This is a genomic window from Microbispora sp. NPDC004025, assembly GCF_053604425.1.
This window is the reverse complement of the sequence record NZ_JBSGHN010000002.1, coordinates 796,811-821,857: the sequence shown is the minus strand read 5'-3', so window position 1 is coordinate 821,857 and position 25,047 is coordinate 796,811. Positions and strand designations below refer to the sequence as shown.

19 protein-coding genes are annotated in these 25,047 nt (G+C 70.8%); 7 read left to right on the top strand and 12 right to left on the bottom strand.

The genetic code is table 11. The features are described 5' to 3' along the window. Positions 1-61 precede the first annotated feature (61 nt). The 10 genes from ACWEQG_RS08065 to ACWEQG_RS08020 all read right to left on the bottom strand — a co-directional run bounded on the left by ACWEQG_RS08065 (position 62) and on the right by ACWEQG_RS08020 (position 14,210). Entirely contained in the window at positions 62-1,069 is a 1,008-nt protein-coding gene (locus ACWEQG_RS08065; protein WP_452282816.1) for a hypothetical protein, read from the bottom strand. A 206-nt stretch (positions 1,070-1,275) separates the two neighbouring features. Beyond that, positions 1,276-2,691 carry a hypothetical protein gene (locus ACWEQG_RS08060; protein WP_452282814.1) on the bottom strand — a complete coding sequence of 472 codons (1,416 nt, stop codon included), beginning with the start codon at positions 2,689-2,691 and terminating at the stop codon, positions 1,276-1,278. A 157-nt stretch (positions 2,692-2,848) separates the two neighbouring features. Beyond that, positions 2,849-3,460 carry a flavin reductase family protein gene (locus ACWEQG_RS08055; RefSeq protein WP_452282812.1) on the bottom strand — a complete coding sequence of 204 codons (612 nt, stop codon included), beginning with the start codon at positions 3,458-3,460 and terminating at the stop codon, positions 2,849-2,851. Next, positions 3,457-4,680, bottom strand: a complete 1,224-nt coding sequence (locus ACWEQG_RS08050; protein WP_452282810.1) for a styrene monooxygenase/indole monooxygenase family protein — start codon at positions 4,678-4,680, stop codon at positions 3,457-3,459. Before ACWEQG_RS08050 ends, ACWEQG_RS08055 begins: the two co-directional genes overlap by 4 nt. Positions 4,681-4,792: 112 nt before the next feature. After that, positions 4,793-5,767 (bottom strand): AraC family transcriptional regulator, encoded by a 975-nt coding sequence (locus tag ACWEQG_RS08045; protein ID WP_452282808.1) that lies wholly within the window; start codon positions 5,765-5,767, stop codon positions 4,793-4,795. A 539-nt stretch (positions 5,768-6,306) separates the two neighbouring features. Next, on the bottom strand, positions 6,307-8,997 hold the full coding sequence (gene rph, locus ACWEQG_RS08040; protein ID WP_452282806.1) for a rifamycin-inactivating phosphotransferase: 2,691 nt from the start codon (positions 8,995-8,997) through the stop codon (positions 6,307-6,309). 298 nt (positions 8,998-9,295) lie between these two features. Beyond that, positions 9,296-10,921 (bottom strand): RyR domain-containing protein, encoded by a 1,626-nt coding sequence (locus ACWEQG_RS08035; protein ID WP_452282804.1) that lies wholly within the window; start codon positions 10,919-10,921, stop codon positions 9,296-9,298. A 410-nt stretch (positions 10,922-11,331) separates the two neighbouring features. Continuing rightward, positions 11,332-12,498 carry an MFS transporter gene (locus tag ACWEQG_RS08030; protein ID WP_452282802.1) on the bottom strand — a complete coding sequence of 389 codons (1,167 nt, stop codon included), beginning with the start codon at positions 12,496-12,498 and terminating at the stop codon, positions 11,332-11,334. Between the two features lie 77 nt (positions 12,499-12,575). Further along, complete coding sequence (locus tag ACWEQG_RS08025; RefSeq protein WP_452282801.1) at positions 12,576-13,139, bottom strand: winged helix-turn-helix domain-containing protein; 564 nt, start codon at positions 13,137-13,139, stop codon at positions 12,576-12,578. 105 nt (positions 13,140-13,244) lie between these two features. After that, entirely contained in the window at positions 13,245-14,210 is a 966-nt protein-coding gene (locus ACWEQG_RS08020) for a TIGR03885 family FMN-dependent LLM class oxidoreductase (RefSeq protein ID WP_452282799.1), read from the bottom strand. Between the two features lie 296 nt (positions 14,211-14,506). On the opposite strand from ACWEQG_RS08020, the gene ACWEQG_RS08015 reads away from it, so the two are divergent. From ACWEQG_RS08015 to ACWEQG_RS08000, 4 genes are all read left to right on the top strand, one after another. After that, positions 14,507-14,752, top strand: a complete 246-nt coding sequence (locus tag ACWEQG_RS08015) for a hypothetical protein (protein WP_452282798.1) — start codon at positions 14,507-14,509, stop codon at positions 14,750-14,752. Between the two features lie 178 nt (positions 14,753-14,930). Beyond that, the gene (locus ACWEQG_RS08010) at positions 14,931-15,974 is read left to right on the top strand and encodes a tetratricopeptide repeat protein (RefSeq protein ID WP_452282796.1); all 1,044 of its coding nucleotides are present in this window, start codon (positions 14,931-14,933) and stop codon (positions 15,972-15,974) included. Next, positions 15,971-17,092 carry a SagB family peptide dehydrogenase gene (locus ACWEQG_RS08005; RefSeq protein ID WP_363461858.1) on the top strand — a complete coding sequence of 374 codons (1,122 nt, stop codon included), beginning with the start codon at positions 15,971-15,973 and terminating at the stop codon, positions 17,090-17,092. Before ACWEQG_RS08010 ends, ACWEQG_RS08005 begins: the two co-directional genes overlap by 4 nt. A 284-nt stretch (positions 17,093-17,376) precedes the next feature. Then, positions 17,377-18,624, top strand: a complete 1,248-nt coding sequence (locus ACWEQG_RS08000) for a hypothetical protein (protein WP_452282794.1) — start codon at positions 17,377-17,379, stop codon at positions 18,622-18,624. A gap of 45 nt (positions 18,625-18,669) precedes the next feature. Here the strand turns inward: ACWEQG_RS08000 and pntB are convergent, their stop codons facing one another. Together pntB and ACWEQG_RS07990 are read right to left on the bottom strand one after the other, a co-directional pair. After that, positions 18,670-20,067: a Re/Si-specific NAD(P)(+) transhydrogenase subunit beta gene (gene pntB / locus ACWEQG_RS07995; protein WP_452282792.1), complete on the bottom strand. Its 1,398-nt coding sequence runs from the start codon at positions 20,065-20,067 to the stop codon at positions 18,670-18,672. A gap of 2 nt (positions 20,068-20,069) precedes the next feature. Then, positions 20,070-21,626 (bottom strand): Re/Si-specific NAD(P)(+) transhydrogenase subunit alpha, encoded by a 1,557-nt coding sequence (locus tag ACWEQG_RS07990; RefSeq protein ID WP_452282790.1) that lies wholly within the window; start codon positions 21,624-21,626, stop codon positions 20,070-20,072. 435 nt (positions 21,627-22,061) lie between these two features. On the opposite strand from ACWEQG_RS07990, the gene ACWEQG_RS07985 reads away from it, so the two are divergent. From ACWEQG_RS07985 to ACWEQG_RS07975, 3 genes are all read left to right on the top strand, one after another. After that, positions 22,062-22,790: an SAM-dependent methyltransferase gene (locus tag ACWEQG_RS07985; RefSeq protein ID WP_452282789.1), complete on the top strand. Its 729-nt coding sequence runs from the start codon at positions 22,062-22,064 to the stop codon at positions 22,788-22,790. Positions 22,791-23,110: 320 nt separating this feature from the next. Continuing rightward, positions 23,111-23,722, top strand: a complete 612-nt coding sequence (locus ACWEQG_RS07980) for an FMN-binding negative transcriptional regulator (protein WP_452282787.1) — start codon at positions 23,111-23,113, stop codon at positions 23,720-23,722. A gap of 97 nt (positions 23,723-23,819) precedes the next feature. Further along, positions 23,820-24,911, top strand: coding sequence for a winged helix DNA-binding domain-containing protein (locus tag ACWEQG_RS07975; protein WP_452282785.1), 1,092 nt, complete (start codon positions 23,820-23,822; stop codon positions 24,909-24,911). Positions 24,912-25,047: the final 136 nt, after the last annotated feature.

The following is a 25,047-nucleotide window of genomic DNA, read 5'->3' as shown; positions in this document are numbered from 1 at the left end:
AAGAGCGCTGGCGGGCGAGCGTGTTGTCCGTTCGCCCGCCTGCTGCATGCTGACCCGGTGATCACATGGATTCGTAGCGGGTTCGGCCGAGGCGGTGTATGACGCGGAGAACCCTCTCACCTATGGCGTGTTCGGCTTCCTCATCCATATGGTGATTGTCTCCCTCAGGTGCCCAGCAGACCGGCAATCGGTAATTGCTGCCGTCCTTCGGGTTGACGTAAGCCACGCCCACCGTATCGGCCGAGTCGCCCCGCCTTTCGCAGATCGAATAGCTCGCTTCGTTCCAGTTCGCGCTGTGTGTGCAGGGCGTAGGACCGCCGACCTCCAGTCCCTTGGTGCCGGAACAATTCCTGAGGTGATCACTCCAGATGGAGTCGCAGGTCGAGGTCTGCAGAAAGACGCCGGCTTTCAGGTCGTGCAGGCAGTTGAGCCTCATGTTCGACCCGAACGCGCACTCGTTGGGGGAGGACCCTTCATCTGTACACGTGAGGTACTCGTCGAGAAGGCCTGAGCAGCTCACCCGCAGTGCATGACATACGCCGACTACCTCGATGTACGTCGAGCAATCGATGTCATCGCCCCGCGTGTCGCCGCGACAATCGTAGTAGGCGTCCCGCGCCTTCACGCAGTCGAAATCGCCGCCCGGGTCGAAGTTCTCCGGGCAGCGCAGGAACTCTCTCTCGCCTGCCGCGCACACGTCGTCGGACCGCTGCGGAGTTCCCGTCCGGCATGCCACGTAGGAGTCGAACGACGAGGCACAGTCCTGTTCGTCGTGGAAGGTGACTCGCTTCCCGAAGCGGCATTCAATGCGGACGATCAGCGCTTGCTGGCACAGCATGGCCGAGTTCTGTACCGGATGCCGCTTCATACATGATTCATATCCGGGAGCTTTCGAACGGCAATCCAAACCCCTCGGCCCTCGGCCCTTCGGGCAGAGATCGTCGGCCGCGAAACGCGCATCGGGGCCGATCTGGCGATGCCAAGTCGGCTGCGGCCATGGGTTGTCCGACGTGATGGCGGTTGAGGAACAACCGGTCAGGATGGAAACGGCCGTGACCGCGACCAGCACGCCCCATATCCACCGCCTCGCTGCGGCCATGCGGCCTCCCAATGAAATCGCAAGCCCGGCATCGGCCTGCAGACGGGGGCAGAATCGGCTTGCTGTACCGAGTTCCTACGTGTATCACGAGGGTCCAGTTACGGCACCTCGCGTGGGTTTCGGTGGAAGGCCGAGCCCTCTCGGCGGGCGCGTCACCGAGGCAGTGCAGCGGCCGCTCATGTGGCCGGCACATCTCGTGGGGCTTTCACATAGAGGGCCTCGCGGCCGAGTTTCAGGGACTCCACGCCGAGTGTCTCCCTGACTTTCCGCAATTCGTGCGGGCCGTCGAAGGCATCGGCCCGCAATCGGAACCGGCTCACACCGTCGACCTTGAGAGCGCGGAGCCGCCAAGGCCGCTTCGGGGCGTCCTGTTCGATGTGGGCCAGAACGATGACGGCGACGGGGTCCTGCGGTGCCTGGTGTCGGGTGTGTGCGGCCGTGTACGTGGCGAGCCGGAGCTCGCCCTCCGGGGGCAGGCCGAGATCCGATGCCGTGACGAGCGGCGGAGGCTGTGCCTCTGGTGTGGTGATTCCTTCGATCCGTGCTGCGGTGGTGTCCGGGAGTCGCTCCTCGCGGATGATGCGACGTAGTTCATCGCCGAACCAGGGCGCCAGGGCGGAGCCGCCATTGCCGATCCAGGTTTCGACCAGGTGATGGAAGGCTTTCTCGCGGCGGCTGCCTCGGAGGGCGCCTGCGGCCAGGATGTCCGTACCCGCGCCGGCGAGTGCGCTCGCGAGTGACCGGACGGGGATCCGATCGGCGAGGTGGGCGACCCGGACCATGCGGATCTCCAGCATGACGCTGTGCAGGATTCCGGCGGCGACCAGGGCCGCGCCCTGTGGGTATGGCCGCCGTCGCTCGGGTGCGCGGTGCTTTCGTTCCTCACGGGGTGGGGTCCGCTGGTCGGCGGCCCGGCCGGCGGTGGAGAGATGCCAGGACTGGTCATCGGGGTACGCGGTGCCGCTGGTGGCGGATAGCTTTCCGCTTGCGCCGACACCGATGACCATCCCCTCCGCCCCGCTGTGCAGGGCGACGCCCATCCGGTCGTCGGAGTCGAAGCGCACGCCGGTGACATCCTTCAGCCACAGGCTCAACGTGGGCGGTTCTCCCGCCTGCGGACCGGTGTCGTAGCGGCGCGGGGCGGCCAGGACGAGTGACCCGGTCAGTCGTGTGCCGGCACGTTCGAGCAGTAGGGCGCGGACCTCGGCGGCGGCCAGGTCGTAGTCGGTTCCGAGTTCGAGCGCGGCCTCGGCGGTCAGCGACCTAACCCCCGGCATTACGCGCCCCAGAGAATCCCTTATGTGCGGAGGCTCCGCGACCGGAGGCGGCAGGAAGCGCTCCAGCGGATGCCCTGCCGCCTCGGCCTGCTCGACCATCCAGGCCCGCCGCTCCGGCCCGAACCCGGCCATCCAGGCGAGGGCGGCGCGGGCGCGGCGTTCCCGCCCGACGGAGGTGAGGGCGGTCGCGGCATGGAACAGGGGGAGAGTGTTGTTGTCCCACACGTCCGCGACCTGGTGGATCGTTTGCCGGTCGTAGGTCCGTGCGTCCGCCGACGCCTCCGCGATCTGTACGAGCGACCTGTCCAGCAGCAAGCCCAGGGCGCTCAGTGCCGTCCCACTTCTTGTCATTTCGGCGAGATATCACGATCGATGTGCACCACGCAGCTGTACCGGTGAAGGGCCGGCGCGGCCACCGCGTGTGGTCGACGAGCGGAACTCGTCGGGGTACGCCGCGGACGGTTGCTCGACGTCACCGAGCAGAAGCGTCGCTACTGGGTCCCGACCACGAGGTCCTGATCCTCGCCGCCTGCTGACGTCGCGACGCCCCGGCCCCCGAAGGGCCGTGGTGCCGGGCTTCCGGGAGGCGGAAGGGGCCCGTTCGCTCCTCACCATCCCGAAAGGAGGCGAACTCGCGGTAGCGGCCGCAGTGGAAGAGCAGCGGTTCCCCTCCTGACCGCTGGTGGTGCTCCACCTCGCCGACGAAGATGTGGTGGTCGCCGCCGGCGTGGACGGTCACCGTACGGCAGGAGAAGGTGGCCAGGGTCCCGGCGAGCATGGGCAGCCCCGTGGGGGTCGCGAGCACGTCCACGCCGGCGAACTTGTCCGGCGCCGGCGTCGCGAACCGCCGCGACAGTTCGTCCTGGCCGGCGGCCAGGATGTTGACCGCGAAACGCCCCGCGCGCAGGAAGACGGGCGCGCTGGGAGCGCGGTCCGACAGGCACCACAGCACCAGCGGCGGATCGAGCGAGACCGAGCTGAAGGAGTTCACCGTCACCCCTGCCCGCTCCCCGCTCGCGGTCGCGGTGGTGACCACCGCGACCCCGGTGGCGAACTGCCCCAACGCGTCGCGCAGCGATCTCATGACGCGACCCGGGCGAGGTAGGCCTGTGCCTTGTCGGCGTCCATGAACCACTCGGCGTAGTCGGTGGGGTCGTCGAAGCCGTTGACGAAGCGGGAGGCGATCTCCGGCACCTGGCCGGCGGCGCCCAGGAGCGCCAGGTGATGTGGTTCGGCCGGGGCCAGCAGCGCGTTGGTCCAGCGGGTGACGTGCTGGGCCTGTGTCCAGAAGCGATCGAAGGTCTGCCGCATCCAGGCCGCGTCGAACGGCTGCTCGCCGCGCTCCAGGATGGCCTGGAGGTAGGTGGCGGCGCACTTGGCGGCGTTGTTGCTGCCCTGCCCGGTGATCGGGTCGTTGAGCACCACCACGTCGGCGACCCCGAGCACCGGCGCGCCCGACGGCAGGATGGCGACCGGGTGGCGCACGGTGGGGCTGAAGCGTCCGGTCAGCACCCCGTTGGCGTCGGTGAGTTCGATGCCGGAGCAGCGTTCCGCCTCCCAGGGGAAGAAGCTCTCCAGGATCCGGCGGCTGCGCGCCAGGTGCTCGGCGGGTCCGCGCACATCGCCCCAGCAGTCCATCGGCCCGCCCGGCACACCCTCGAACACCATGATCTCGCACGGGCCGCTGTGCGTCAGAGCGGGGAAGACGAAGTACTCGCCGACGCCGGGCAGCAGGTTGAAGCAGACCGCGGAATACTCGGGCCGGGGGGCGAGACCGTTGACGTAGGTGAGCGCCAGTGCCCGCTGCGGGGTGCTGTACGGCGAGCGCGCCGCGTCCCGCTCGAACAGCGAGGAGATCGCTCCCTTCCCCGCGGCGACCAGAACCAGATCGTACTGGGCCGCGTAGGTCTCCAGATCCTCCGGACCGGCGTCGTGGATGACGAGCTTGCCGCCGAGCCGTTCGACCTCGTCCAGCCAGGCCGGCATCTTCACCCGCTGGTCGACCGAGAGGGCGGGAGTTCTCAGCCGGGCCGCCCAGCCGAGAGCCTTGCCGCCCGCGGGGCTCGGGACGGATAACTCGATGCCCTCGATGGGCGGGCAGTCGTCCGCCCACCGGTCCAGGCCGAGCGTGTGCTCGTGCGCCCGGGCGGTGCCGAACATGCACTGGCCCGACATCACCCGGCCGTCGCGAATCGAGTCGGGGGTGCGGTTGGAGACCACTGTGACGTCGTAGCCGTTCTGCAGCAGGCCGATGGCCAGGTGCAGGCCCGCCTGACCGGCACCGACGACGAGGACTCTGCGCATGAGAGTGTTTCCTTTCGCTGAAAGTTGAGCTTTCAGCAGGAAATTACGGCCGAAGCGGCCCGGTGATCCATCCGCTCAGCGCGGGTTCCGTCCATCTGGCGCGGGATTCGCCTCAGCCGCGTCTGAGGGTCTCCGACGGGTGCCGGCCGTACTTCTGGCGATAGAGCGCGGCGAACCGGCCCTGGTGGAGGAAGCCCCAGCGGGCGGCGACGCTCGTGACGGTGTGGCGGGCCGGATCCCCGGCGGCGAGCTCCTCGTGCACCTTGGTCAGCCGTACCTCCCTGAGCTGCGCCATCGGCGTGCGGCCCACGTGGACGCGGAAGCCCTCCTGGAGCGAGCGGCCGCTGACCGCCACGGCCCGCGCGACGTCCTCGGTGGTGATCGGAAGGTGGGCGTGCTGCTCGATGAACTCCAGCGCCCGGCGCACCACCTTGGGCAGCACGGGGGGCCGAGGCGCCGTCAGCCGTTCCCGGTAGTTGGAGGGCTGCATCGTGAGCAGGGAGGTGAGCAGCGCGTTCTCCAGGTGGGCGATGGCCAGCGGCTGCGCGGTGAGCCCGTCGTCGTGCTCGGCCTCGCGGACGATCAGGTCGGCCATCGCCCGCCAGGCGCGCGTCCATCCCGCGGTCAGATCCACGCCCAGGTCGAAGACGACCGGCCGGTCGAGCGGCTCGCCGAGCATCTGCTCCAGCGAGCGCTCGACCGCCGTGCGCTCGAACTTGACGATCAGCTTGGGGGTGCCCGCCGCCCATCGCATGTCGAGATGCTGCGTCGGCGAGGCAAGGCTCGCCGTCGCCGAAGTCGAGACGACCTCCTGGCTCCCGCTGCGGATCAGGCTGCGCCCGGCCAGCGGGATCATCACCAGGAAGAAGGTGCCGAGGTCGCCGGGTTCGATGCGGACGTCGGCCCCGTAGTCGAGGTAGCTGATCCGGACCGAGCCGAGCGGGACGGAGTTGAACCGCGCCGACAGCAGGGACGCCGCGCCGGTCAGGTCCAGCCGATGCGGGCAGAAGACCCTCGCCACCTCGTCACGGACCTCGTCGAGGTCGGTGCTGGCGAAGACGGGTCTGTTGCCGAGCAGCACTTCCATCGATCTCCCCCACTCCGACGACCTGTCAATCGGATAATCGCGTGAGGCTTCTCGGCGTTCCACTGAAAAGCACGCGTTTCCGCGGGGATGTTTCCATCGAGACCTGGCGGCGTACGTTTTCGTGCGCGGTTTTCCGCGGGCGGTGACGGTGGCGCACCAGTATCGGTTCTGGCCCAGATTCCGCGTGTTGATCCGCTTTGCGGCCAGGAGGACGCTTTTGCGTGTGAGGTCGGGATTGGCCCGGTCATATCTGCCGCCGGGGCATCGTGTCGCGCGCAGGCGGCAACGGCCGCCCCGCATCGAAACGTCATCGGCCCCGGTGGTCGCGGGGGCAGAAGGACGTCGACCGCGCTCACGCATACGAGCCTTCGAAAACGCGCCATCATGGCCCTGGAATCGTGAAAGCCGTTGCCGACGCTCCGCTGCCCCCGACGTGCTACCGCCATCCCGCGGGCCGTTTCGTCCCGCGAGCCGGGGAGACGACCGCTGCCGGCGATGAAAAGGACTCCATCTTGGAGTCCGGGGTCTGTCGCGACGGTTCAGTCGAGGATCTCGACGTACCCGTCGGTGCCGTGGACGCGGATCCGCTGCCCGTCCCGGATCAACCGGGTGGCCTGCTCCACCCCCACGACGGCCGGCAGGCCGTACTCCCGTGCGATCACCGCCCCGTGCGTCATGAGGCCGCCGACCTCCGTCACCAGTCCTGCGACGGTGACGAACAGGGGAGTCCAGCTGGGGTCGGTGTAGGCGGTGACCAGGATGTCGCCCGCATCGAGGTCGGCCCGCGCCATGTCCAGCACGACACGGGCACGGCCTTCGACGGTACCGGCAGAGACCGGGAGGCCGGCCAGCGCGCCGGGTGGGGCGTCGTCGCGCCGATACCGGCCGTTGATGACCTCGCCGTCCGAGGTGAGGACCCGGGGCGGCGTGAGCGCCTCGTACGACCGGAACTCCTCCCGCCTTCTCAGGATGAGTCCGGCGTCCACATCGTGGGTGCGCACGACTTCGCGCAACTCCTCGAGCCGGAGGAAGAAGATGTCGTCCTTTTCGCGCAGGATGCCGGACCGGACGAGGCGGTCGGCTTCCCGCAGCAACGCCTGCTTGTAGGCGAAGTAGCGGCTGACCATGCCGTACTTGGGGTACTCCCGGTATCCGGCGAAGGTGCGGACGCGGTCGATCATCCGCTTGGTCTCCGCGGCCTTCCGCTCCCCGTCGGGCAGGGCGCGCAGGCGCGTCAGCAGTTCCTGTTCCTTCTGCCGTGACTCCTGGAGTCCTTGCTCGAAGCGTCGCTTGCCGGCGCCCGGCTCGAAGTTCTTGATGTTGCCGAGGATGGCGGGAACGAGCGTGGCGGGTTCCTCACTCCAGCGCGTCCTGGTGATGTCGATCTCGCCCGCGCAGCGCATGCCGTACTCGTCGAGATAGCCCCGGATGGCGTCACGTGCCTCCCGTCCGCCGGACAGCCCGGCCAGCTCGTCCAGGAAGCCGTCGCCCTCCCGGCCTTCGTCCACCACGCGTTGCAGGAACGCCACGACGTCCGCGTGCGGCCGGATCGCGTCCGCGACGTCGAGGAGCGCCAGTCCCATCTCCGAGGTGACGTTGTGGGGGACGGATTGCGTGAGCACGTCGGCCGCGTTCTTCTCGCCCAGCCACGCCTCGAGGTGGTCATTGAGCCACCATGCCGCCTCCATGCCCGCCATGATCACCTGGGAGCTCTGCGGATCGAACAGGATGCGCTTCAGCTCGGCGATGTCGGCCAGGATGAAATCGAGCAGTGCCGGTCCGGACAGATCCCCGATCTCGCGCCGCAGAGCGGCCACGGACGCCTGACTGCGCCGGATCAGCTTGGTGACGACGGCCGGATCGGTCTCGATCGGGGCGGGTGCGCCACCGGCGGGTGCCGTACCGGCGGGTGCGGCGCCGGAAGCTTCGTCCGGAAGCGAGCGGAGGAAGTCACCGCGGTCGACGACGGTCTGCAGCGCGTCCCGGATCAGCGGGTCGGACCTTCCCAGGGTCCCGATGAGGTGCGCGCGACCCGCGGCCGTCGCCAGGACGGGGGCCACGTCGACGAACAGCCGTCCGCCCGCCTCGTGCATCGGCCGCGGGGTCGTCAGCTGCCACAGGGACAGTCCCAGCGGCTTCATCGCATCGGTCATCATCTGCTGGTGACCGACGGAGACGTAGACGTGGTTGTCCTGGTCGGCGGTCGCGGGGACGGGGAACAGCGTGGTGATCGGCCGGCTCTGGACGATGTGGAACTCGTCGCCGGTCAGGCACCATTCGATGTCCTGGGGCCGGCCGAAGTGCGCTTCGATTCGCCGGCCCAGCCGCACGAGACGCACGACTTGCGCATCCGTCAGAGCCGGCTGCGTCTGCCGCTGCGGCTCGACCGGCACCTCCTGGGTACCACCGCCCGGCGACGCCTCGACGAACCGCGGCTTCGTGGCGACCGCTGTGGTCACGACCTGGTCGTCGCGCACCGTGTAGACGTCTCCGGCGACCAGGCCGGAGACGAACGCCTCGCCGAGCCCCCAACCGGCTTCCACGGTGGCGATCTTCCGGTTCGAGGTCACGGGGTCCGCGGTGAACATGACCCCGGCCGCGTCCGGGAACACCATCCGCTGAACGACCACGGCCATCCGTGTCTTCCGGTGGTCGAAGCCGTTACGACACCGGTAGGTCACCGCCCGTTCGGTGAACAGCGAGGCCCAGCACCTCCGGACGTGCCGGAGGATCGCATCCAGGCCCACGATGTTCAGGTACGAGTCCTGCTGGCCGGCGAAGGACGCGGTCGGCAGGTCCTCGGCCGTCGCGCTGGAACGTACGGCGTAGGAGGCGTGCTCCCCGAGCCGGGCGAGCGCTTCGCCGATCGCCGCCGCGAGATCGCCGGGAACCGCGACGTCTTCGACGGTGCGACGGATGTCCGCGCTCAGGGTTCGGATCGCCGTGCGGTCGTCCGGTTCCACGCGCGACAGCAGGTCAAGCTGAGCGTCGATCGACGGCGCCTCGGCGACGACCCGCTGGAAGGCGTCCGTCGTGACGCAGAAGCCGTCCGGCACGCGGATGCCGTCGATACGGGAGAGCTCGCCCAGGTGCGCACCCTTTCCGCCGACGTCCGCGATATTCGTCCCGTCGATTTCCTCGAAACCCATCACGTAACGCAATTGCCGTGCTCCATCGTTCGTCGGGTCGGTTCGCAACGGGCAAGTATGAAGCACTTTCCGGCGCCTCATGAGATGCGCGAGTCTGATATACAGTGATAAGGGCGGGGGTCTTATGCCCAAGGCCGGATGACCGGCCTCATCAAGGCTGTGACCAGCGGCGACGTGGCGACCCCTCGCAAGCCGCGACGCGGGAGGATGCCGCCGTTCGCCCCGGTGAAGACGAGCGTGGTCGGCTCCGTCGACTGTCCGGCAGCGGCGGCTCGCCGGTCGGGGGCCGCCATCTGCCGGACGGTGGTGTGCCGCGCCCGCGGTCTACGGCGGCGCTAGGGAGTGCGCTGACGAATTCGGTTCGGGGCGGTCGCAGTCGTTATCGCAGTGGGGAGAGGCGGACTATCTCGAGGCCGCAGTGGGCGAGCACCTCGCCCATCTCGCGTATCACAGCACGGTCCTTGTCTTTCTCCTCCTCCGGCAGTCTCTCCCACGGAACCAGGCTCGGGTGGTGCTTGGCCTCGTCGTCCCGTTGCTCGTCCCACGTCCACCCCTGCGCCGTGCGCTCGGCCATCCACCGCTCGTGCTCCCGCTCGGCGAGCGTCTCGAACAGAGGGTCGTCGCCCAGCTCGACCCCGGTGCCGGTGCGGGGCGCCACCGTACAGCCGGCGGCGGCGAGCTTGTTGCCTATGTCCCGCGCTTGGGCTCGGTTGGCCTGCTTGTAGTCCTCGGCGAGGTCCTCCCACGGAACCATCGCCGGGGCACTGCCCATGGCGTTGCCCTTCTTCAGCTCGTGCTGCAGATAGTTGTGATGGATCAGTTGCGCCAGACGCTCGTAGATGTCCTCGTGGATCCGCTCTGCTCTGCCCGCGTCGGCACCGACGACGAATTCGCCCACGCAGACAGGCTGCAGCCGACCTTCGACGTCGTCAAGCAGGCTGCCCGGATCGCCGCCGAGCACGCCGGCGAGACCGCTCAGGCGGTCCAGGCGTACGACGACCGAACGCTCCCCGCCCCGCCACAGGCCGGGCATGGTGAGCGCCGCCCGCACCGCCTCCTCCTCGGCCTCGTGGCACAGGTATACGCGATGGGGAGTGGGCACGGCCGGTGTGTCGAACACCGCGGCGAGGCCGGCGACCGGCCTCAGCTCGCACGTTTCCGCGACGGCCACCCAGCGCCGCCGCAGATCCTTCGCGACGGCCTCGGCGTCGCGATCCACGAGGAACACGACGAGTTTTTCGCCCGCGCGCGCCGACACCTGCCACATCCGTGCCAGCTCGACGACGATCGCCTGCCCGAACGGCCCGAGCCCCACGACGACGACGAGGGGCTCGCCGCCGCGGAACGAGCCGGCCTCCTGCCGGACCAGTTCCCGGGCGGCGAGCTCGTCGATGTTGAAGAAGTCGGCGCCGGTGACCGGCTGACTCAGGTGGCGGGCGCGCAGCGCGAGCGCGTACGTGGGGTCGCTGACGTGCGCGTACACGTTCAGGTCGCCGGCCTTCTTCGTGCGCGCCTGTTGCCGTGCGGTCGCCGCGACCAACACGTTGACGCTGCTGTCGTCGCGGTCGTCGGCGCAGGCGTAGACGAACCTGGCACCGGCGATGCCCGCGTCGCGCAACGATCCGGCGTCCCCGGCGGTGGCGCGCAGCACCAGCCCGTTGCGGCGCAGCCCGTTCTCCATGGCGTCGGCGATCGGCGTCTCACCGACGACGATCGTGTGCCCGGTCACGCGCCGCTGCCGCAGGCGCCGCCACTCGCTCGCGAACACCGCCCGGCCCGCCTCGAACAGGGCGTAGATGGTGGCGGCCGGCGCGAGGAACCGGGCCACCTGCAGCGGCCAGGGAAACGGTCCCGGGTCGTCGAGTGGTGCCGCGCCCAGGACGAAGAGCTGCAGATCGTAGTAGGCGATATCCCAGAAGCTCCGGCCGAGGTCGTAGGACGCGCTGTGCGAATACGACTCCAGGCCCCAGAATCCCAGTATGACGGCGAGGACCACCGTCGCCACGAACCCGATTCGGGCCGCCGATAATGCCCGTTCTCGGACGCTCTTCGCAAATGGCGTCGTCCTCGGCATGCTGCTCCTCATCCCTCGCGCCCGGCCGCGACCCACATTCGGTAAGGGCTGGCCGGGGAATATGGCGCAACTCGATCCTGATCTGTTTTCATGTCGGCCGCCCATGAGGTGGCAAAGGTGTTCAGGGCGGCCTTCGTGCGGTTCACCCAGTGTGCGGGGCTCTTCCCCGTCGGGTCCAGGGTCGTGATCGCAATTCAGGCGTTTCGGACGTGCCCCACTGATAAAACGGCCGGATCTCACCGACGACGCGATCTCCGCTCCCAAACGGGACAGCCGGGCGTTATGAATGCGGGGCAACCAATTGATGAGCTCGCAACCCGCGACGGCAGGACCGCCTCGCTCTACCGCGTCCAGGGGAAGTCGCGTAGCGGACGGAATGGGCCGAGCAGCAGGACGGCGACCGAGAAGAGCTGGCCGACAGTCATCAGCATCAGGGTCTCGCGTACGCCTATCGCATCGCCCAGCATGCCGCCGAGCAGCGCGCCGAGGGGGACGGCGCCGTAGTTGAGCGCCGACGTGCTCGCGGTGATCCTGCCGAACAGTTCGGCCGGGCAGTAGCGCTGGCGGAAGGTGCTGGTCAGGATGTTGGAGGCCACGATGCCCAGGCCGGTGCCGAAGCCCGCGGCGGCGAAGAGCGCCAGGCCCACGCCGCCGCTGCCGATCGGCCCGAGCAGAGCCATCGGCGCGGCGACCGCCTCGCACAGCAGGAATCCCCGTGCCGTGCCGAATCGTGTGGCCACCCTGCCCGCGAGCGCGGCGCCGAACAGGCCGCCGGAGCTCGCCAGCGCCAGCACGAGGCCCACCTGGCCTGCCCCCGCGTGGAGATCCCGGGTGAGGAACACGACCTGAATCGACGCGTAACCCATCAGGGCGATGTTCGACACCGCGCTGAAGACGGTGAGGGCGCGCAGGTACGGGTCGTGCACGACGAAACGCAACCCGTCGCCGATCTCGGCACGCAGTCGCCGCTTCGCCGCCCTCTCCCGGCGGGTCTCGCGCGTGCCCACCGAACGCAGGCACAGCACGGCGATCGCGAAACTGACCGCGTCGGCCAGCACACCGCTGACCGCGCCGAACCATTGCGCGAGCAGCCCTGCCAGCCCGGGACCGGCGATCCGTGCCGCCGATTCGCTGCCCTGGAGCTTGGCGTTGGCATCCAGCAGCCGCCCGCTCTCGACCAGCACGGGCAGGTACGCCCGATAGGCGAGGGTGAAGAACACCCTCGCCATCCCGCCCATCGTGGCCACCACGAGCAGGTGCGTCATCGTCAGCACCCCGAGCCATGCCGCGATCGGCACGTTCGCGAACACCACCATGGAGACGCCGTCGCACAGGAGCATCACCGGCCGTTTGGGCCTCCGGTCCACCCACGCGCCGGCGGGCAGTCCGACCAGCAGCCACGGCAGCCAGGCGGCCGCGGTCAGCAGCCCGACGGCGAGTGGGCTCGCGTGCAGCGAAACCACGGCGACCAGCGGAAGCGCGACACCGGCGACGGAACTGCCGAGCATGCTTGTGGTCTCGCCGATTCACAACAACCGGAAGTCGCGGGTTCTCAGCAGTCCACCCCGCGCGACCGGCGTCGTGGTCACGGCCGGCCCGGCACGGCGCGGGCGGTCAGGAAGACGAGCCTGCGCTCCTGCCCGTCGTCCGGGATCTCCCGGTCGGCCAGCGAGGCGAGCAGGTCGAAGATCTTGTCTTCCAGCTCGGCGAGCTCGGCGACCGACAGCATCGCCCAGTGGTCGGTCGTGAACGCCGCCCGCCGCCACGGCTCCGGGTAGCCGTCGCGCTCGGCGAACCACTGCCGGACGAGGGTGGTCTGCCGCTCCAGGACGAGCGATTCCGCCGCCGCGGCCACGGGGTCGTCGGGGAAGTCCGACGCCGACCAGCTGAGGACGTCCGGAGACCTGCGCCACCAGCGTTCCCGGCGGTCGCGCGCGAGCTCGGGCACCTCCTCGACGAGTTCGCTCGCCGCCAGGACCTTGAGGTGATGGCTGATGTTGCCGACGGCCTGCCCGGTCTTGCCGGCCAGCACCGACGCCGTCGAGGGGCCGTCCACCCGGAGGATGTCGAGCAGCCGCCGGCGCAGCGGATGGGACATGGCGGCGAGGACCTTCGAGTCGCGCACTTCACGCGTCGGACGATCGTTCACGCGCTCACACTAAACACACAAGAGTTGTTGTGCAAGAACTCTTGTATATGGCTGCGCGGCCGAGGCGTGTGGCGTCTCAGCGGGCGGCGCCGGGGCCTCGCGATCTCACTCGTTGTCGCGCAAATGGGGCAGGACCTTGGCACCGAAGGTCTCGATGAACGGCAACAGGTCCTGGCCCACGTGGTGCAGGTAGACGCGGTCGAATCCCAGGGCCGCGTAACCGCGCAGCCAGTCGATGTGCCGGTCGAGGTCGGAGGAGACGTTGACCACGGAGCGCACCTGGTCCACGGTCACGTGCTCGGAGACGACGTCGAAATGCTCCACCAGCTCCAGGTCCCAGCTGACCGGCGGACCGAAGACGTTGCTGCGCCACTGGTCGTGGGCGATCGCCTCCGCCTCTTCCTCCGTCGGCGCCCAGCTCAGGTGAACCTGCAGGCAGACCGGGCCGCGCCCGCCCGCCTCCCGGTACGCCGCGATCATCTTCCGGAGGTGGTCCTGGGGGGCGTTGACCGTGATCAGGCCGTCCGCCCACTCCGCGCACCGGGCCGCCGTACCGGTGCTCACCGCCGCGCCGATGAGCGGGGGCGGTGTCTCGGGACGGGTCCACAGCCGGGCGCGGTCCACGGTCACCAGGCCGTCACGGGTGACGTCCTTGCCGTCGAGCAGGTCGCGGATGACGTCCACGCACTCGAGCAGGCGGGCGTCGCGGATCTCCTTGCGCGGCCACGGTCCGCCGGTGATGTGCTCGTTGCTGTATTCGCCGCTGCCCAGCGCGGCCCAGAACCGGCCGGGGAACATCGCGCCGAGGGTTCCGATCGCCTGGGCGACGATCGCCGGGTGGTAGCGCTGCCCGGGCGCGGTCACGACGCCGAAGGTGAGTCCGGTGGCCTGCAGGGCGGCGCCGAGCCAGGACCAGGCGAAGGCGGACTGGCCCTGCCGCTCGCTCCAGGGGGAGAAGTGGTCGGAGCACATGGCGGTGCCGAAACCGGCGCGCTCGGCGGCGATCATCGCGGTCAGGAGATCGGCGGGCGGGATCTGCTCGTGGGAGGCGTGGATTCCATACTCCGTCATGCGAGACGGGGCTACCCAGCGAAGCGACAGCCAACCCCGGCCCCTGCTCGGTACGGCCGAACCGACGCCGTCTCCGGCGGCGGGCCCGCCGTTTCCCCTTGTCATCGCACGGGGTCATGGGCGTATGGCCAGAACTCCGATGATTTCGCCGCAGACTGGATATGGCCCGATGATCTTCTCTCTTGGGATCGTACGTGCGTCAGAGCCTGAGCAGCGGGTGCTGCCATGGTGATCCCCGCTCCGGTGACGAGGTCGTACGACCGCTGTCACGGGAGCCCGTGAAAGGAGCGACACCCATGTCCCAGAGCACACCGGATGTATTCGAGGCGCACGAGGACGCTTACGCCACGCCGGACGCCGCGCTGAACCTCAACCACAACGAGATCCTCATCGAGGCGCACAAGGCCGCTTACGCCATGCCGGACTTCGCGCTGACCTTCAACCACAACGAGAGCGCCGTGTTCGAGGTCCGCGAGGACGCCTACGGCACGCCGGACGCCGCGCTGACCTACAACCACAACGAGATCCTCGTCGAGGCGTGAGGCCGTGACGGGCCCGGCACACGCGCGTCCGCGTGATGCTCCCGGCCCGTCGTGACGTGGTGTGCGTCCGCCCTGGGGCTCCGGTGAGCCCGGGGGCGGACGCCGGTGACAGCGGAACGCGGGGGACACCCGGGGGCCCGACCACCCCCGGTGTGGCGAGGTGGTTCGGGAGGCGTTGGTGAGTGGCAGGACGGATCCCGGCTCGGCCGCGGGGCGGCCGCCGGCGGAGGAACTGCTGCGGCACGGCGTGCGGCGACGCGGCGAGAACGCCTTCACGGAGGCGGAGCGCGCCCTGCGGGCCGCCGTGGACAAGGCTCGGCGCGACGATCGGGTACGGCGTGACGACGGCCTGAAGGCGGTACGGATCCGCGCCCAAGCCGAGTTGGCGACCCTGTGGCGCATGCGCGGCGACTACCGCAGGGCCGGGCTGCTGTTCGCCTTGACTCTCCCCGCCGCGGAGCGGACCTTCGGCCCTCGATCGGTGGAGGTGGCCGCGCTCTGCAACGAGTGGGGCGTGCTGGGCAAGTACACGGGCCGCTTCCGGCAGGCCGAGGCCCTGTACCGGCGCGCTCTCGAGATCCTGGAGGAGACGCGCGGCCCCGAGCACGAGGACGTGGCCACGGTCTGTCACAACCTGGGCGGGCTCGCCCACGCGCGCGGCGACCACGAGGCAGGGGAGCCGTGGGCCCGGCGTGCGACGCGGGTGCGGGCCCGGCTCCTCGGCGAGCGGCATCCGAGGGTGGCCGCGGACCTCGCCGCCTGGGCCGCGCTCGTGGACGGCTGCGGGCGTCCCGCCGAGGCCGAGGCGCTGCTCCGGAAGGCCCTGGCCGTCAGCGAGGCGGCGTACGGCCCGGAACACCACGACGTCGCCGCCGCGCTGCACAACCTCGCCGCCCTCGCACACCGGCGGGGAGACCTGGACGAGGCGCGGGCCCGCTACACGCGCGCACTGGCCGTCAAGGACGCGGTTCTGGGACCGGGACATCCGGAGTCGGCCATCACCCTGATCAACCTCGGCGCGCTGCACCGCGCCCGCCGCCGGCCCGACCAGGCCGAGGCCTGCTACGGGCGGGCGGTCGAGGCGCTGCGGCGGGCGGCGCCGGACCATCCGCACCTGACGGCGGCCCGCCGCGGTCTGGCGGCCGCCCGCGCCGAACTGCCGCCCGCGGGCGTGGAGCCGCGTCGGCGGACCGCTCCCACCCGAGAAGAGACGCCATCGTGAACGTCCGCTTGTCCGCCTGCGGCGCACTGCTCTGGGACGCCGGCCAGCTGGTCTGGGACGACTACCTCGACCATCGCCAGTTCGCTCTCGCCGACGGGGTCGAGCGGGTGCTGCGCTGGTTCACCGGCTTCCGCCCGCTCGACTCCGTACGGGAGATGGCGGACGATCCCGGCGAGGCCGCCCACTGGCACGAAGTCGCCACCGTCCTGGCGGACAACGACGTCCTGATCTCCGAGAACGGGCCTCGCCATCGGCGCGAACAGGCCATCGAACAGGCCTGGCGGCCGTGGGGGCCCCTGGCCCGCGCCTACCACTTCTCCAGTCGTTCGCACGCGGGCACCGCCATGCGCACCGCCGAGCAGGACAACGAGGAGCTCGAAGCCAAGGTCCTCACCGACCCGCCGCCACCGGCGTTCTGGTCCCTGCCCGCCGTCTCCCGCCACGCGCTGCCCGACGCCGACCCCGGTGTCTGGCGTCATCGCGACCTGATCGACGTGCTGCACCGGCGCCGCAGCCGCCGCTTCTTCGGCGGCACGGCGCTGCCGCTGGACGTCGTGGCCGCCCTGCTCAAGACCGCCGCCGGACCTCTGCCGCGGGCCGACGGCCCCCTGACCCAGGCCGGCGTCACCCTGGATCCCGGCGGCGTGCTGACCGACTCCTGGCAACGGGTGTTCAAGACCAGCCCGTCCGGCGGCGCCCGCCATCCCACCGAGGTCTACCTCTACGCTCGCGATGTCGAAGGCCTCGCCCCGGGCGCCTATCACTACGCCGCGGCCGACCACAGCCTCGAATACCTCGGCCGCCGTCTCGACGACGAGCGGCTCGTGGCCGCGGTCGGCGACCAGGACTGGGTCGCCGGCGCCGGAGCGCTGATCTTCTACACCAGCGTGATCGCCCGCAACCAGTGGAAGTACACCTTCCCCCGTGTCTACAGGGCGCTGCTGATGGACGTCGGTCATCTCAGCCAGACCGTCTACCTGCTGGCCACCGCGGCCGGCCTGCACATCACGTTCACCGCGGCCCTCCGCGACCAGCTCGTCGAAGAGCTCCTCGGGTGCGATCCCACCGGGCATCTGGTCATCGGCACCTCCGTCATCGGCACCGCCCCCGCCCGCTGACCGGTACCCGCCTGTCCGGGACGCCCGGCGGGCGCTGCAACTTTCATGCGAGGCGCCGGTCGCTCCGCCTCGTGGCGGCGTGACCCCGCAGGTCAGCGCGCGGCGCGCTCGCGGAGGCGGCCGCCGGGCGGGCCGCGGCCTGGCGCCGCTCCTGCCGCTCTTGACACCATCCCTGGGTCACGGGGGTGGCCGCCGTCCGCCCGTACGGGCAGTGGCCCCTGCCGGCAGGCAGGAGGGCGCGCGGCGGGGGCGGGCGGGTGCGCGAGGAGAGGGGAGGGCGTCAGGTGACGGCTGCCGTCCAGGAGTCCGGCCACGACCCCGAGCGCGGGGAGCGGACCGGGCCGGATGAGAAGGCCCCCGTCCCGGAACCCCGGCAACCTCCCGAACCCGGAAGAGCTCCCGAATCCGGGGGATCCCCGGAGCCGCTGCGGAAGAGCGCCACGGTCCGGGACGCGCTGCTGCTGTGGGTGGGCACGCGGGCGGGCCTGCTCCTCCTGGCGCTCTACGGCGCACTGATCGTGTCCGGCCAGAGCCACGCCCCGCTGCTGGAGCGGTGGAAACACTGGGACGTCGGCCTGTTCCGGAAGATCGCGGAGTTCGGGTACGACGGCGATCCGAACCTGGAGCCCGACCCCGGGCTGCCGGCCATCTTCCCCGGCATGCCGCTGGCGATGCGCCTGGTGCATCTGGTGGCCGGCGACTGGATCCTGGCCGGCCTGGTCATCTCGTTCGTGGCCGGCGCGGTGGCCGTGGTGGCGCTGGCCCGGCTCGCCGACGCCGAGGGGCCCGCCGGCGCGGGCCGCTGGGCCGTCCTGGCGCTGCTGCTGTGCCCGCCCGCCGTCTTCCTGTTCGCCGGCTACTCCGAGGCGCTGTTCCTCGCCTTCGCGCTGCCCGCCTGGCTGGCGGCCCGCCGCCGCGCCTGGCCGCTGGCCTGTGCCCTGGCCGCCGGGGCGTCCTGCGTACGGATCACCGGCCTGTTCCTGGCCGTCGCGCTGATCGTCGAGTTCGTCGTGAGCCGCATCCGGAGGGACGGCTGGGCGGGCTGGCGGCGGGGAGCCTGGCTGGCGCTGCCGTTCGCGCCGCTCCTCGCGTACGCCGCCTACCAGCACTCCCGTACCGGTGACTGGCTCGCCTGGAACAACGCGCAGCAGACCGGATGGGGCCGGAAACCGGTCTGGCCCTGGGAGGCGTTCCGCACCACCTGGGACTCGACCGGCGGTGACGAAGGGTTCGGGCCGATGTTCCGGCTCGAGATCGCGGCGGCGATCGTCGGGGTGCTGCTGCTCGTCTGGCTGCTCGTCGCCCGCCGCTGGGCCGAGTTCGTCTACGTCGGGCTCCAACTGGGCGCGCTGGTCACCTCCACGTTCTACATGTCGATCCCCAGGTCGGCGCTGCTGTGGTGGCCGCTGTGGGTGCTCATCGGCCGGGCGGGCGCCCGGCACCGATCGGTGATCATCGTCTACGCCACCGTGATCGGGCCGCTCATGGTGGCGATGACGTTCTCGTTCCTCAACAGCTCCTGGACCGGCTGAGCCGCCCGGCCGGGCGGACCGCGGAGGAGGCCCGGGGGCGGGGCGTCAGAGAGCGGCGACGATCTCCTCGACGCGTTGCCTGGCGTCGCCGAAGAGCATGCTGGTGTTGTCGCGGAAGAACAGGGGGTTCTGCACTCCGGCGTACCCGGTGGCCATCGACCGCTTGAAGACGACGACGTTGTCCGCCTCCCACACACGCAGGACGGGCATGCCGGCGATGGGGCTGTCCGGGTCCTCGACGGCCGCGGGGTTGACGGTGTCGTTGGCGCCGATGACGAGGACTACCGACGTGGTGGCGAAGTCGTCGTTGATCTCGTCCATCTCGAGGACGATGTCGTACGGCACCTTGGCCTCGGCGAGCAGCACGTTCATGTGCCCCGGCAGGCGACCGGCGACCGGGTGGATGCCGAACCGCACCTCGACGCCGCGCTCCCGCAGCCTGCGGGTGAGCTCGGCGACGGGGTACTGCGCCTGCGCGACCGCCATGCCGTACCCGGGAGTGATGACGACGGACTTGGCCTCCTTCAGCAGTCCGGCGGTGTCGACGGCGGTGATCTCCTTGTGCTCGCCGTAGTCGCGGTCGCCGCCGGGGCCCGCCTCGATGCCGAACCCCCCGGCGATCACGGAGATGAACGACCGGTTCATCGCCTGGCACATCACGTACGACAGGTAGGCGCCGGACGAGCCGACGAGGGCGCCGGTGACGATCAGCAGGTTGTTGTCGAGCAGGAACCCGGACGCCGCGGCCGCCCAGCCCGAGTAGCTGTTGAGCATCGAGACGACGACGGGCATGTCCCCGCCGCCGATGGAGGCGACCAGGTGCCAGCCGAGCAGCAGCGCCACGACCGTCAGCGCGAGGAGGATCCCGAGGCTGGGGGAGGCGACGAAGACCACGGTCAGGACCGCGAACGCCGCGAGCGCGCCCACGTTCAGGGCGTTCTTGCCCGGCAGCATCATCGGGCGGGAGTCGATCCGGGCCGACAGCTTGAGGAACGCGACGACCGACCCGGTGAAGGTGAGCGCCCCGATGAACACGCCGATGGAGACCTCGGCGTGGTGGATGCCGAGCAGTGAGCCGGGGAGCCGGGTGCCGCCGTTCTCGACCTCGAGGAAGCCGTTCCAGCCGACCATGACGGCGGCGAGGCCGACGAAGCTGTGCAGGATGGCGATGAGTTCCGGCATGGCGGTCATCTCGACGATCCGGGCCCGCCAGAGCCCGACGGCGCCGCCGATCGCCATGGCGGCCGCGAGCAGGATCACCGCGAGCGTGCCGCTGCCGTCGGCGGCGAGGACGACCGTCGCGGCCAGCGCGATGACCATGCCGGAGATGCCCAGGACGACGCCGGAGCGGGCGGTCTCGTGCTTGGACAGGCCGGCGAGGCTGAGGATGAACAGGAGGGCGGCGACGATGTAGGCGGCCTGCGCGGCCGTGGCGAGGGTCACGGTCAGCTCCTCGTGAACATGCCGAGCATGCGACGGGTCACGGCGAAGCCGCCGACGATGTTGACGCTCGCCAGCAGGATGGCGACGAACGACAGGACGGCGACGACCGCGCCGCCCTGCCCGATCTGGAGCAGCGCGCCGACGACGATGATTCCGGAGATGGCGTTGGTGATCGACATCAGCGGCGTGTGCAGCGCGTGGTGCACGTTGCCGATGACGTAGTAGCCGATCACGATCGCCAGGACGAAGACGGTGACGTGCTCGATCAGCGCGTTCGGCGAGAACGCGGTAAGGACGAACAGCGCGGCGGCGACGGCGGCGGTGACCAGATGGCGTCGTCGTCCGGGCGACGGGGCCGGCGGGCTCGCGGCGGGAGCCGGCGGCGTCCCCCGCGCCGGGGCGGGGGCGGCGGGGGCCGCGCTCACCGGCACGGGCGGCGGGGGCCAGGTCTTCTCGCCGTCCCGGACGACGGTCATCGCGCGCTGCACGACGTCGTCGAAGTCCAGCACGAGCCGGCCGTCCTCGCCGGGGGTGATCAGCTTCATCAGGTTGACGACGTTGGTGCCGTAGAGCTGCGAGGCCTGCGCCGGCAGCCGTCCCGCGAGGTCGGTGTAGCCGATGATGGTCACGCCGTTCCCGGTGACGACCGCCTCCCCGGGACGGGTGCCCTCGACGTTCCCGCCCTGTGCGGCGGCCATGTCGACGACGACGCTGCCCGGGCGCATGCGCGCCACGTGCTCGGCTGTGAGCAGCCGGGGGGCGGGACGCCCGGGAATCAGGGCGGTGGTGATGACGATGTCCACGTCGGCGGCCTGCTCGGCGTACATCTCGGCGGCGCGGCGGTCGTAGTCGCGCGAGGTCTGCCTGGCGTACCCGTCCGCGCTCGACTCCTGCGCGACCCCGACGTCCAGGAACTCCGCGCCCAGCGAGCGCACCTGCTCGGCGACCTCGGGACGGGGGTCGGTCGCCCGTACGATCGCGCCCAGGCTGGCCGCCGTGGCGACGGCCGCCAGCCCCGCCACGCCCGCGCCGGCCACCAGGACCTTGGCCGGGGGGACCTTCCCCGCCGCGGTCACCTGACCGGTGAAGAGCCGCCCGAACGCGTGCGCGGCCTCGATGACCGCGCGGTAACCGGCGATGTTCGCCATCGAGCTCAGCACGTCGAGCGCCTGGGCCCGGGAGACGCGCGGCACGGCGTCCATCGCGAGGACGGTGATCGGCCGTCGTGCGAGCGCCTCCACCAGGCCGGCGTTGGCCGCCGGGCCGATCAGCGAGATGAGCGTGGCGCCCTCGCGCAGCGCCGGGATCTCGTCCCCCGCCGGGGCGTTCACCTTGAGCACGACATCGGCGCCCCACGTCTCCTCGCGGTCGCCGATCCGCGCCCCGGCCCGGGCGTACGCGTCGTCGGTGAAGCCCGACCGCCGCCCGGCGCCCGATTCGACGATCACCTCGTAGCCGAGCGAGACCAGCTGCGGGACGGTGGCCGGGGTGGCCGCCACCCGTGTCTCGCCCGGCGCCGATTCGGCGACCACGCCCAGGCGTTGTGCTGAGTGAATCATCACGGTCCTTCCTGTCGGACGGGTCGTCGGGTTGGCCGACCCTGCGGTGGCCGCCGTCCTCCGCTCACTCGTGGGTCGCGGTGGCACGGACGGCACGCCTCGCGCCGCCGTCGAGGCGGCGGTGAAAGGGATGCGATTCGATGCGACTGGCGAGGAAATTGTCCCGACTTCTCGGTCTGCGGATCAAGGCGTGCCCGCCGGCGGTTCGTCGCCCGGTGATGCCTGATCGGCATGAACCGAGCCGCGTACGCGGTTCCGGCGCCGGGCGTCGTGCCCCGGCGTCCCGCGCGTGTCGCGAAGACGGCCCGCTCAGGCGTTTCCCGGCAGTTGCACGTTTCATCCCATTCACCCGCCGCCCCCGGCACGTGTCACCGGAATGCCGGCGCGCGAACAAAGCAGATGCGGCCTGTTATGCCCCCTTGAAAGGATGGCGCGGTGGATCGACAACTGCTCAGCGCCATCGCCCATCGTGACCATCCCATCGCCGCGCCCGTCTCCGAAGCGTCGCTCGATCGGCTGCTGCGCCGCGCGGCGCTGCCGGAGGAGGCCCGCATCCTCGACCTGGGCTGCGGCGAGGGCGAGTGGTCGCTCCGGGCGCTCGAACTCCACCCGTCCGCGCGGGCCGACGGCGTCGACATCTCGCCGCACGCCGTGGCGTCCGCGAACGAGGCGGCCGCGCGGCGAGGGCTGGCCGACCGGCTGACGCTGCACACGACGCCGGCCGACGCCTTCACCGCCGCCCAGCCGTACGACCTGGGGCTGTGTGTGGGTTCGACGCACGCCTTCGGCGGGCTGACGGAGACGATGGAGGCGCTCGCCCGGTTCGTACGGCCCGGCGGCCTAGCGCTCGTGGGCGAGGGGTACTGGGAACGGTCTCCCGCACCCGAGGTCCTCGAAGCGATCGGCGACTACCCGGATCTCGCGGGCACGGTGGAGGCCGCCGAGTCCAAGGGGTGGCTGACCGTCTACGCCCACGTGAGCGACCCGGCTGAGTGGGACGAGTACGAGTGGTCGTGGACCGGAACGCTGGCGCGCTGGGCCGCGGACAACCCCGGCCCCGACGGTGACCAGGCGCTCGCCGTGATGCGGGAGCACCGCGACATGTGGCTCGACGGCTACCGGGGCGCCCTCGGTTTCGTCACCCTGCTCCTGCGGCGTGTGTGAGCGCCGGCCTAAGCCGTCCACGCCGCGGTTCAGGTCCCTCATGTACGGGCCGATCCGCGGCAGCCTGCGATCCGTCTCGTTCCAGTCGTAGACGTCCCATTCCTCGCCCCCCGGTTGCGGTGTGCACGACGGGTCGTGGCCGCGCGCCCGATAGGCCACGTAGAGCCCGTCGGCGTCCGCACCGGTCGCCTGCTCCCATGCGTCGTCGGGCACGAATTCCAGCCACTCGAAATCGGGCCACTCGTCGTTGCTCCACGCCGAGTCGTGCAGTGCTTGGAACCCTTCTGTAGAGAATGGACGGCTCTGCGTACAGTAAGGATGTGCTCATCCATCCCTGGGACTCCGCCGCTGACGAGGAGGCGCTGGCCTTCGTCCGCGCGAACGAGTTCGGCCACCTCGTCGCGTCCGGACGTGACCGTGACGTGCCCGTGGTCGTGCCCACGCAGTTCCTCCTCGCCGACGCGTCCACGATCCTGCTGCACCTCGCCCGGCCGAACCCGGTCTGGTCCGCGATCGAGGAGAACCCGGCCGTGGTCATGTCGGTGGCCGGCGACTGGGCGTACGTCGAGGGGGCGTGGAAGGCACTGCCGGGCACCGGCGAGGATCCCCGACTGGGCGTCCCCACGACGTACTATGCGGCCGTCCAGCTGGTCTGCCACGCCGAGATCGTCGACGACCCCGACGGGAAGCTCGGCATCCTGCGGGCCCAGCTCGCGCGGCTGGACCACGATCTCGCCGACCCCGCCGAGCACCACCGGCGCCTGCCGGGCATCCGCGGCCTGCGGCTGGCGATCCAGAAGGTCAACGGCAAGTTCAAGTACGGCGGGAACGTGGACGAGGCTCACCGCCGGTATGTCGCGGAACGTCTCGCGGAGCGGGGCGGCCCGGGCGACCGCGCCGTGCGAGACCACCTGCTGCGCCGGCTCGGGTGAACGTCCCCTGGGCCTGAGCGGGTCGCGCGGCGGCGAGCGGCGCGACCGTGCGTCTCGCGATGCGCGGCTTGTCGTACCCGGGGTGTAGAAGTGTGACGTGGCTGCTGAGACGACGTGGGCGCAGGTGCTGGCCTGGAGGCTGAGACGGCAGTTCGTCGAGCCCACGAGCGAGGACGACGCGGTGGCGATCGCGCGGCGTCTGTGCGGGGTGCAGGCCCAGGTCGCCTCGTCGGCGGCGCTGGCGGTCGCCGTACGGCACGCGAGCCCGCGCCCCGGAGAGATCGAGGACGCCCTGTGGGGTGACCGCACGCTGGTCAAGACCTGGACGATGCGCGGCACGCTCCACCTCCTTCCCGCCGACGAGTTCCCCGCCTACCGTGCGGCCCTCGGGTCGCTCAGGTTCTGGGAGAAGGCCTCCTGGCAGCGTGGCCACGGAGTGTCCGCCGGGGAGATCGAGGCCGTCGTGGAGGCCGTTCCGCGCGCGTTGTCCGGCCGGGTGCTGACCCGCGAGGAGCTGGTCGAGGCGGTCATCGAGGTGACCGGGGACGGCCACCTCAGACAGGCCCTCACGTCAGGCTGGGGCGCGCTGCTCAAGCCGCTCAGCTTCCTCGGCGAGCTGTGCTACGGCCCGCCGCGGGACGGCAGGGTCACGTTCACCGCACCGGCCGACTGGCTGCCGGACGGGGGAGAGGCGCTCTCGGCGGAGGAAGGGGGAGTGCGGGTGCTCCGCGCCTTCCTCGGCGCCCACGGCCCGGCCACTCCCCGGATGTTCGACGCCTGGCTGTTCCGCGGCGCCACGCCGAAGGCCGTCCTGCGCGGCTGGTTCCGGGATCTGGAGCCCGAGCTGGCGCAGGTCGAGGTGGAGGGCATGCCCGCCGTGCTGCCCGCGGAGCTTCTGGACGACCTGCTGGCCTGCCCGCCGTCCGAGGACGTGCATCTGCTGCCCGGCTTCGACCAGTTCATCCTGGGTGCGCCGCGTGACCTGGAACCGCTCCTGCCGAAGGCCGCGCGGCCCAAGGTGAGCCGGACGGCCGGATGGATCTCGCCCGTGGTCATCCACCGGGGCCGGGTGGCGGGCGTGTGGGAGGCCAAGGAAGGGCGTCCGGTCGTGGAGCTGTTCGAGCCGGTGCCGGAGCGCCTCCTGGCAGCGGAGACCGACCGCGTCGCCACGCTCCTCGATCGGCTCTAGGGGCACGCGTCACCGGTACCCGCCTTGCGGGGTCGGGCGCGCACCTCGTCACCCGTGCCGGCCTTGGGGCCGGCGCACCTCGTCACCCGTGCCGGCCTTGCGGGGCCGGGCGCGCACCTTGTCATCCGTGCCCGCC

What these genes read in the sequence shown, in the direction of transcription:
- rph (WP_452282806.1), bottom strand. Translation starts at nt 8,997, where the DNA reads ATGAGGCGCCGGAAAGTGCTTCATACTTGCCCGTTGCGAACCGACCCG.
- ACWEQG_RS08020 (WP_452282799.1), bottom strand. Translation starts at nt 14,210, where the DNA reads ATGACGGAGTATGGAATCCACGCCTCCCACGAGCAGATCCCGCCCGCC.
- ACWEQG_RS08045 (WP_452282808.1), bottom strand. Translation starts at nt 5,767, where the DNA reads ATGGAAGTGCTGCTCGGCAACAGACCCGTCTTCGCCAGCACCGACCTC.
- ACWEQG_RS08015 (WP_452282798.1), top strand. Translation starts at nt 14,507, where the DNA reads ATGTCCCAGAGCACACCGGATGTATTCGAGGCGCACGAGGACGCTTAC.
- ACWEQG_RS08050 (WP_452282810.1), bottom strand. Translation starts at nt 4,680, where the DNA reads ATGCGCAGAGTCCTCGTCGTCGGTGCCGGTCAGGCGGGCCTGCACCTG.
- ACWEQG_RS07990 (WP_452282790.1), bottom strand. Translation starts at nt 21,626, where the DNA reads ATGATTCACTCAGCACAACGCCTGGGCGTGGTCGCCGAATCGGCGCCG.
- ACWEQG_RS08030 (WP_452282802.1), bottom strand. Translation starts at nt 12,498, where the DNA reads ATGCTCGGCAGTTCCGTCGCCGGTGTCGCGCTTCCGCTGGTCGCCGTG.
- ACWEQG_RS08055 (WP_452282812.1), bottom strand. Translation starts at nt 3,460, where the DNA reads ATGAGATCGCTGCGCGACGCGTTGGGGCAGTTCGCCACCGGGGTCGCG.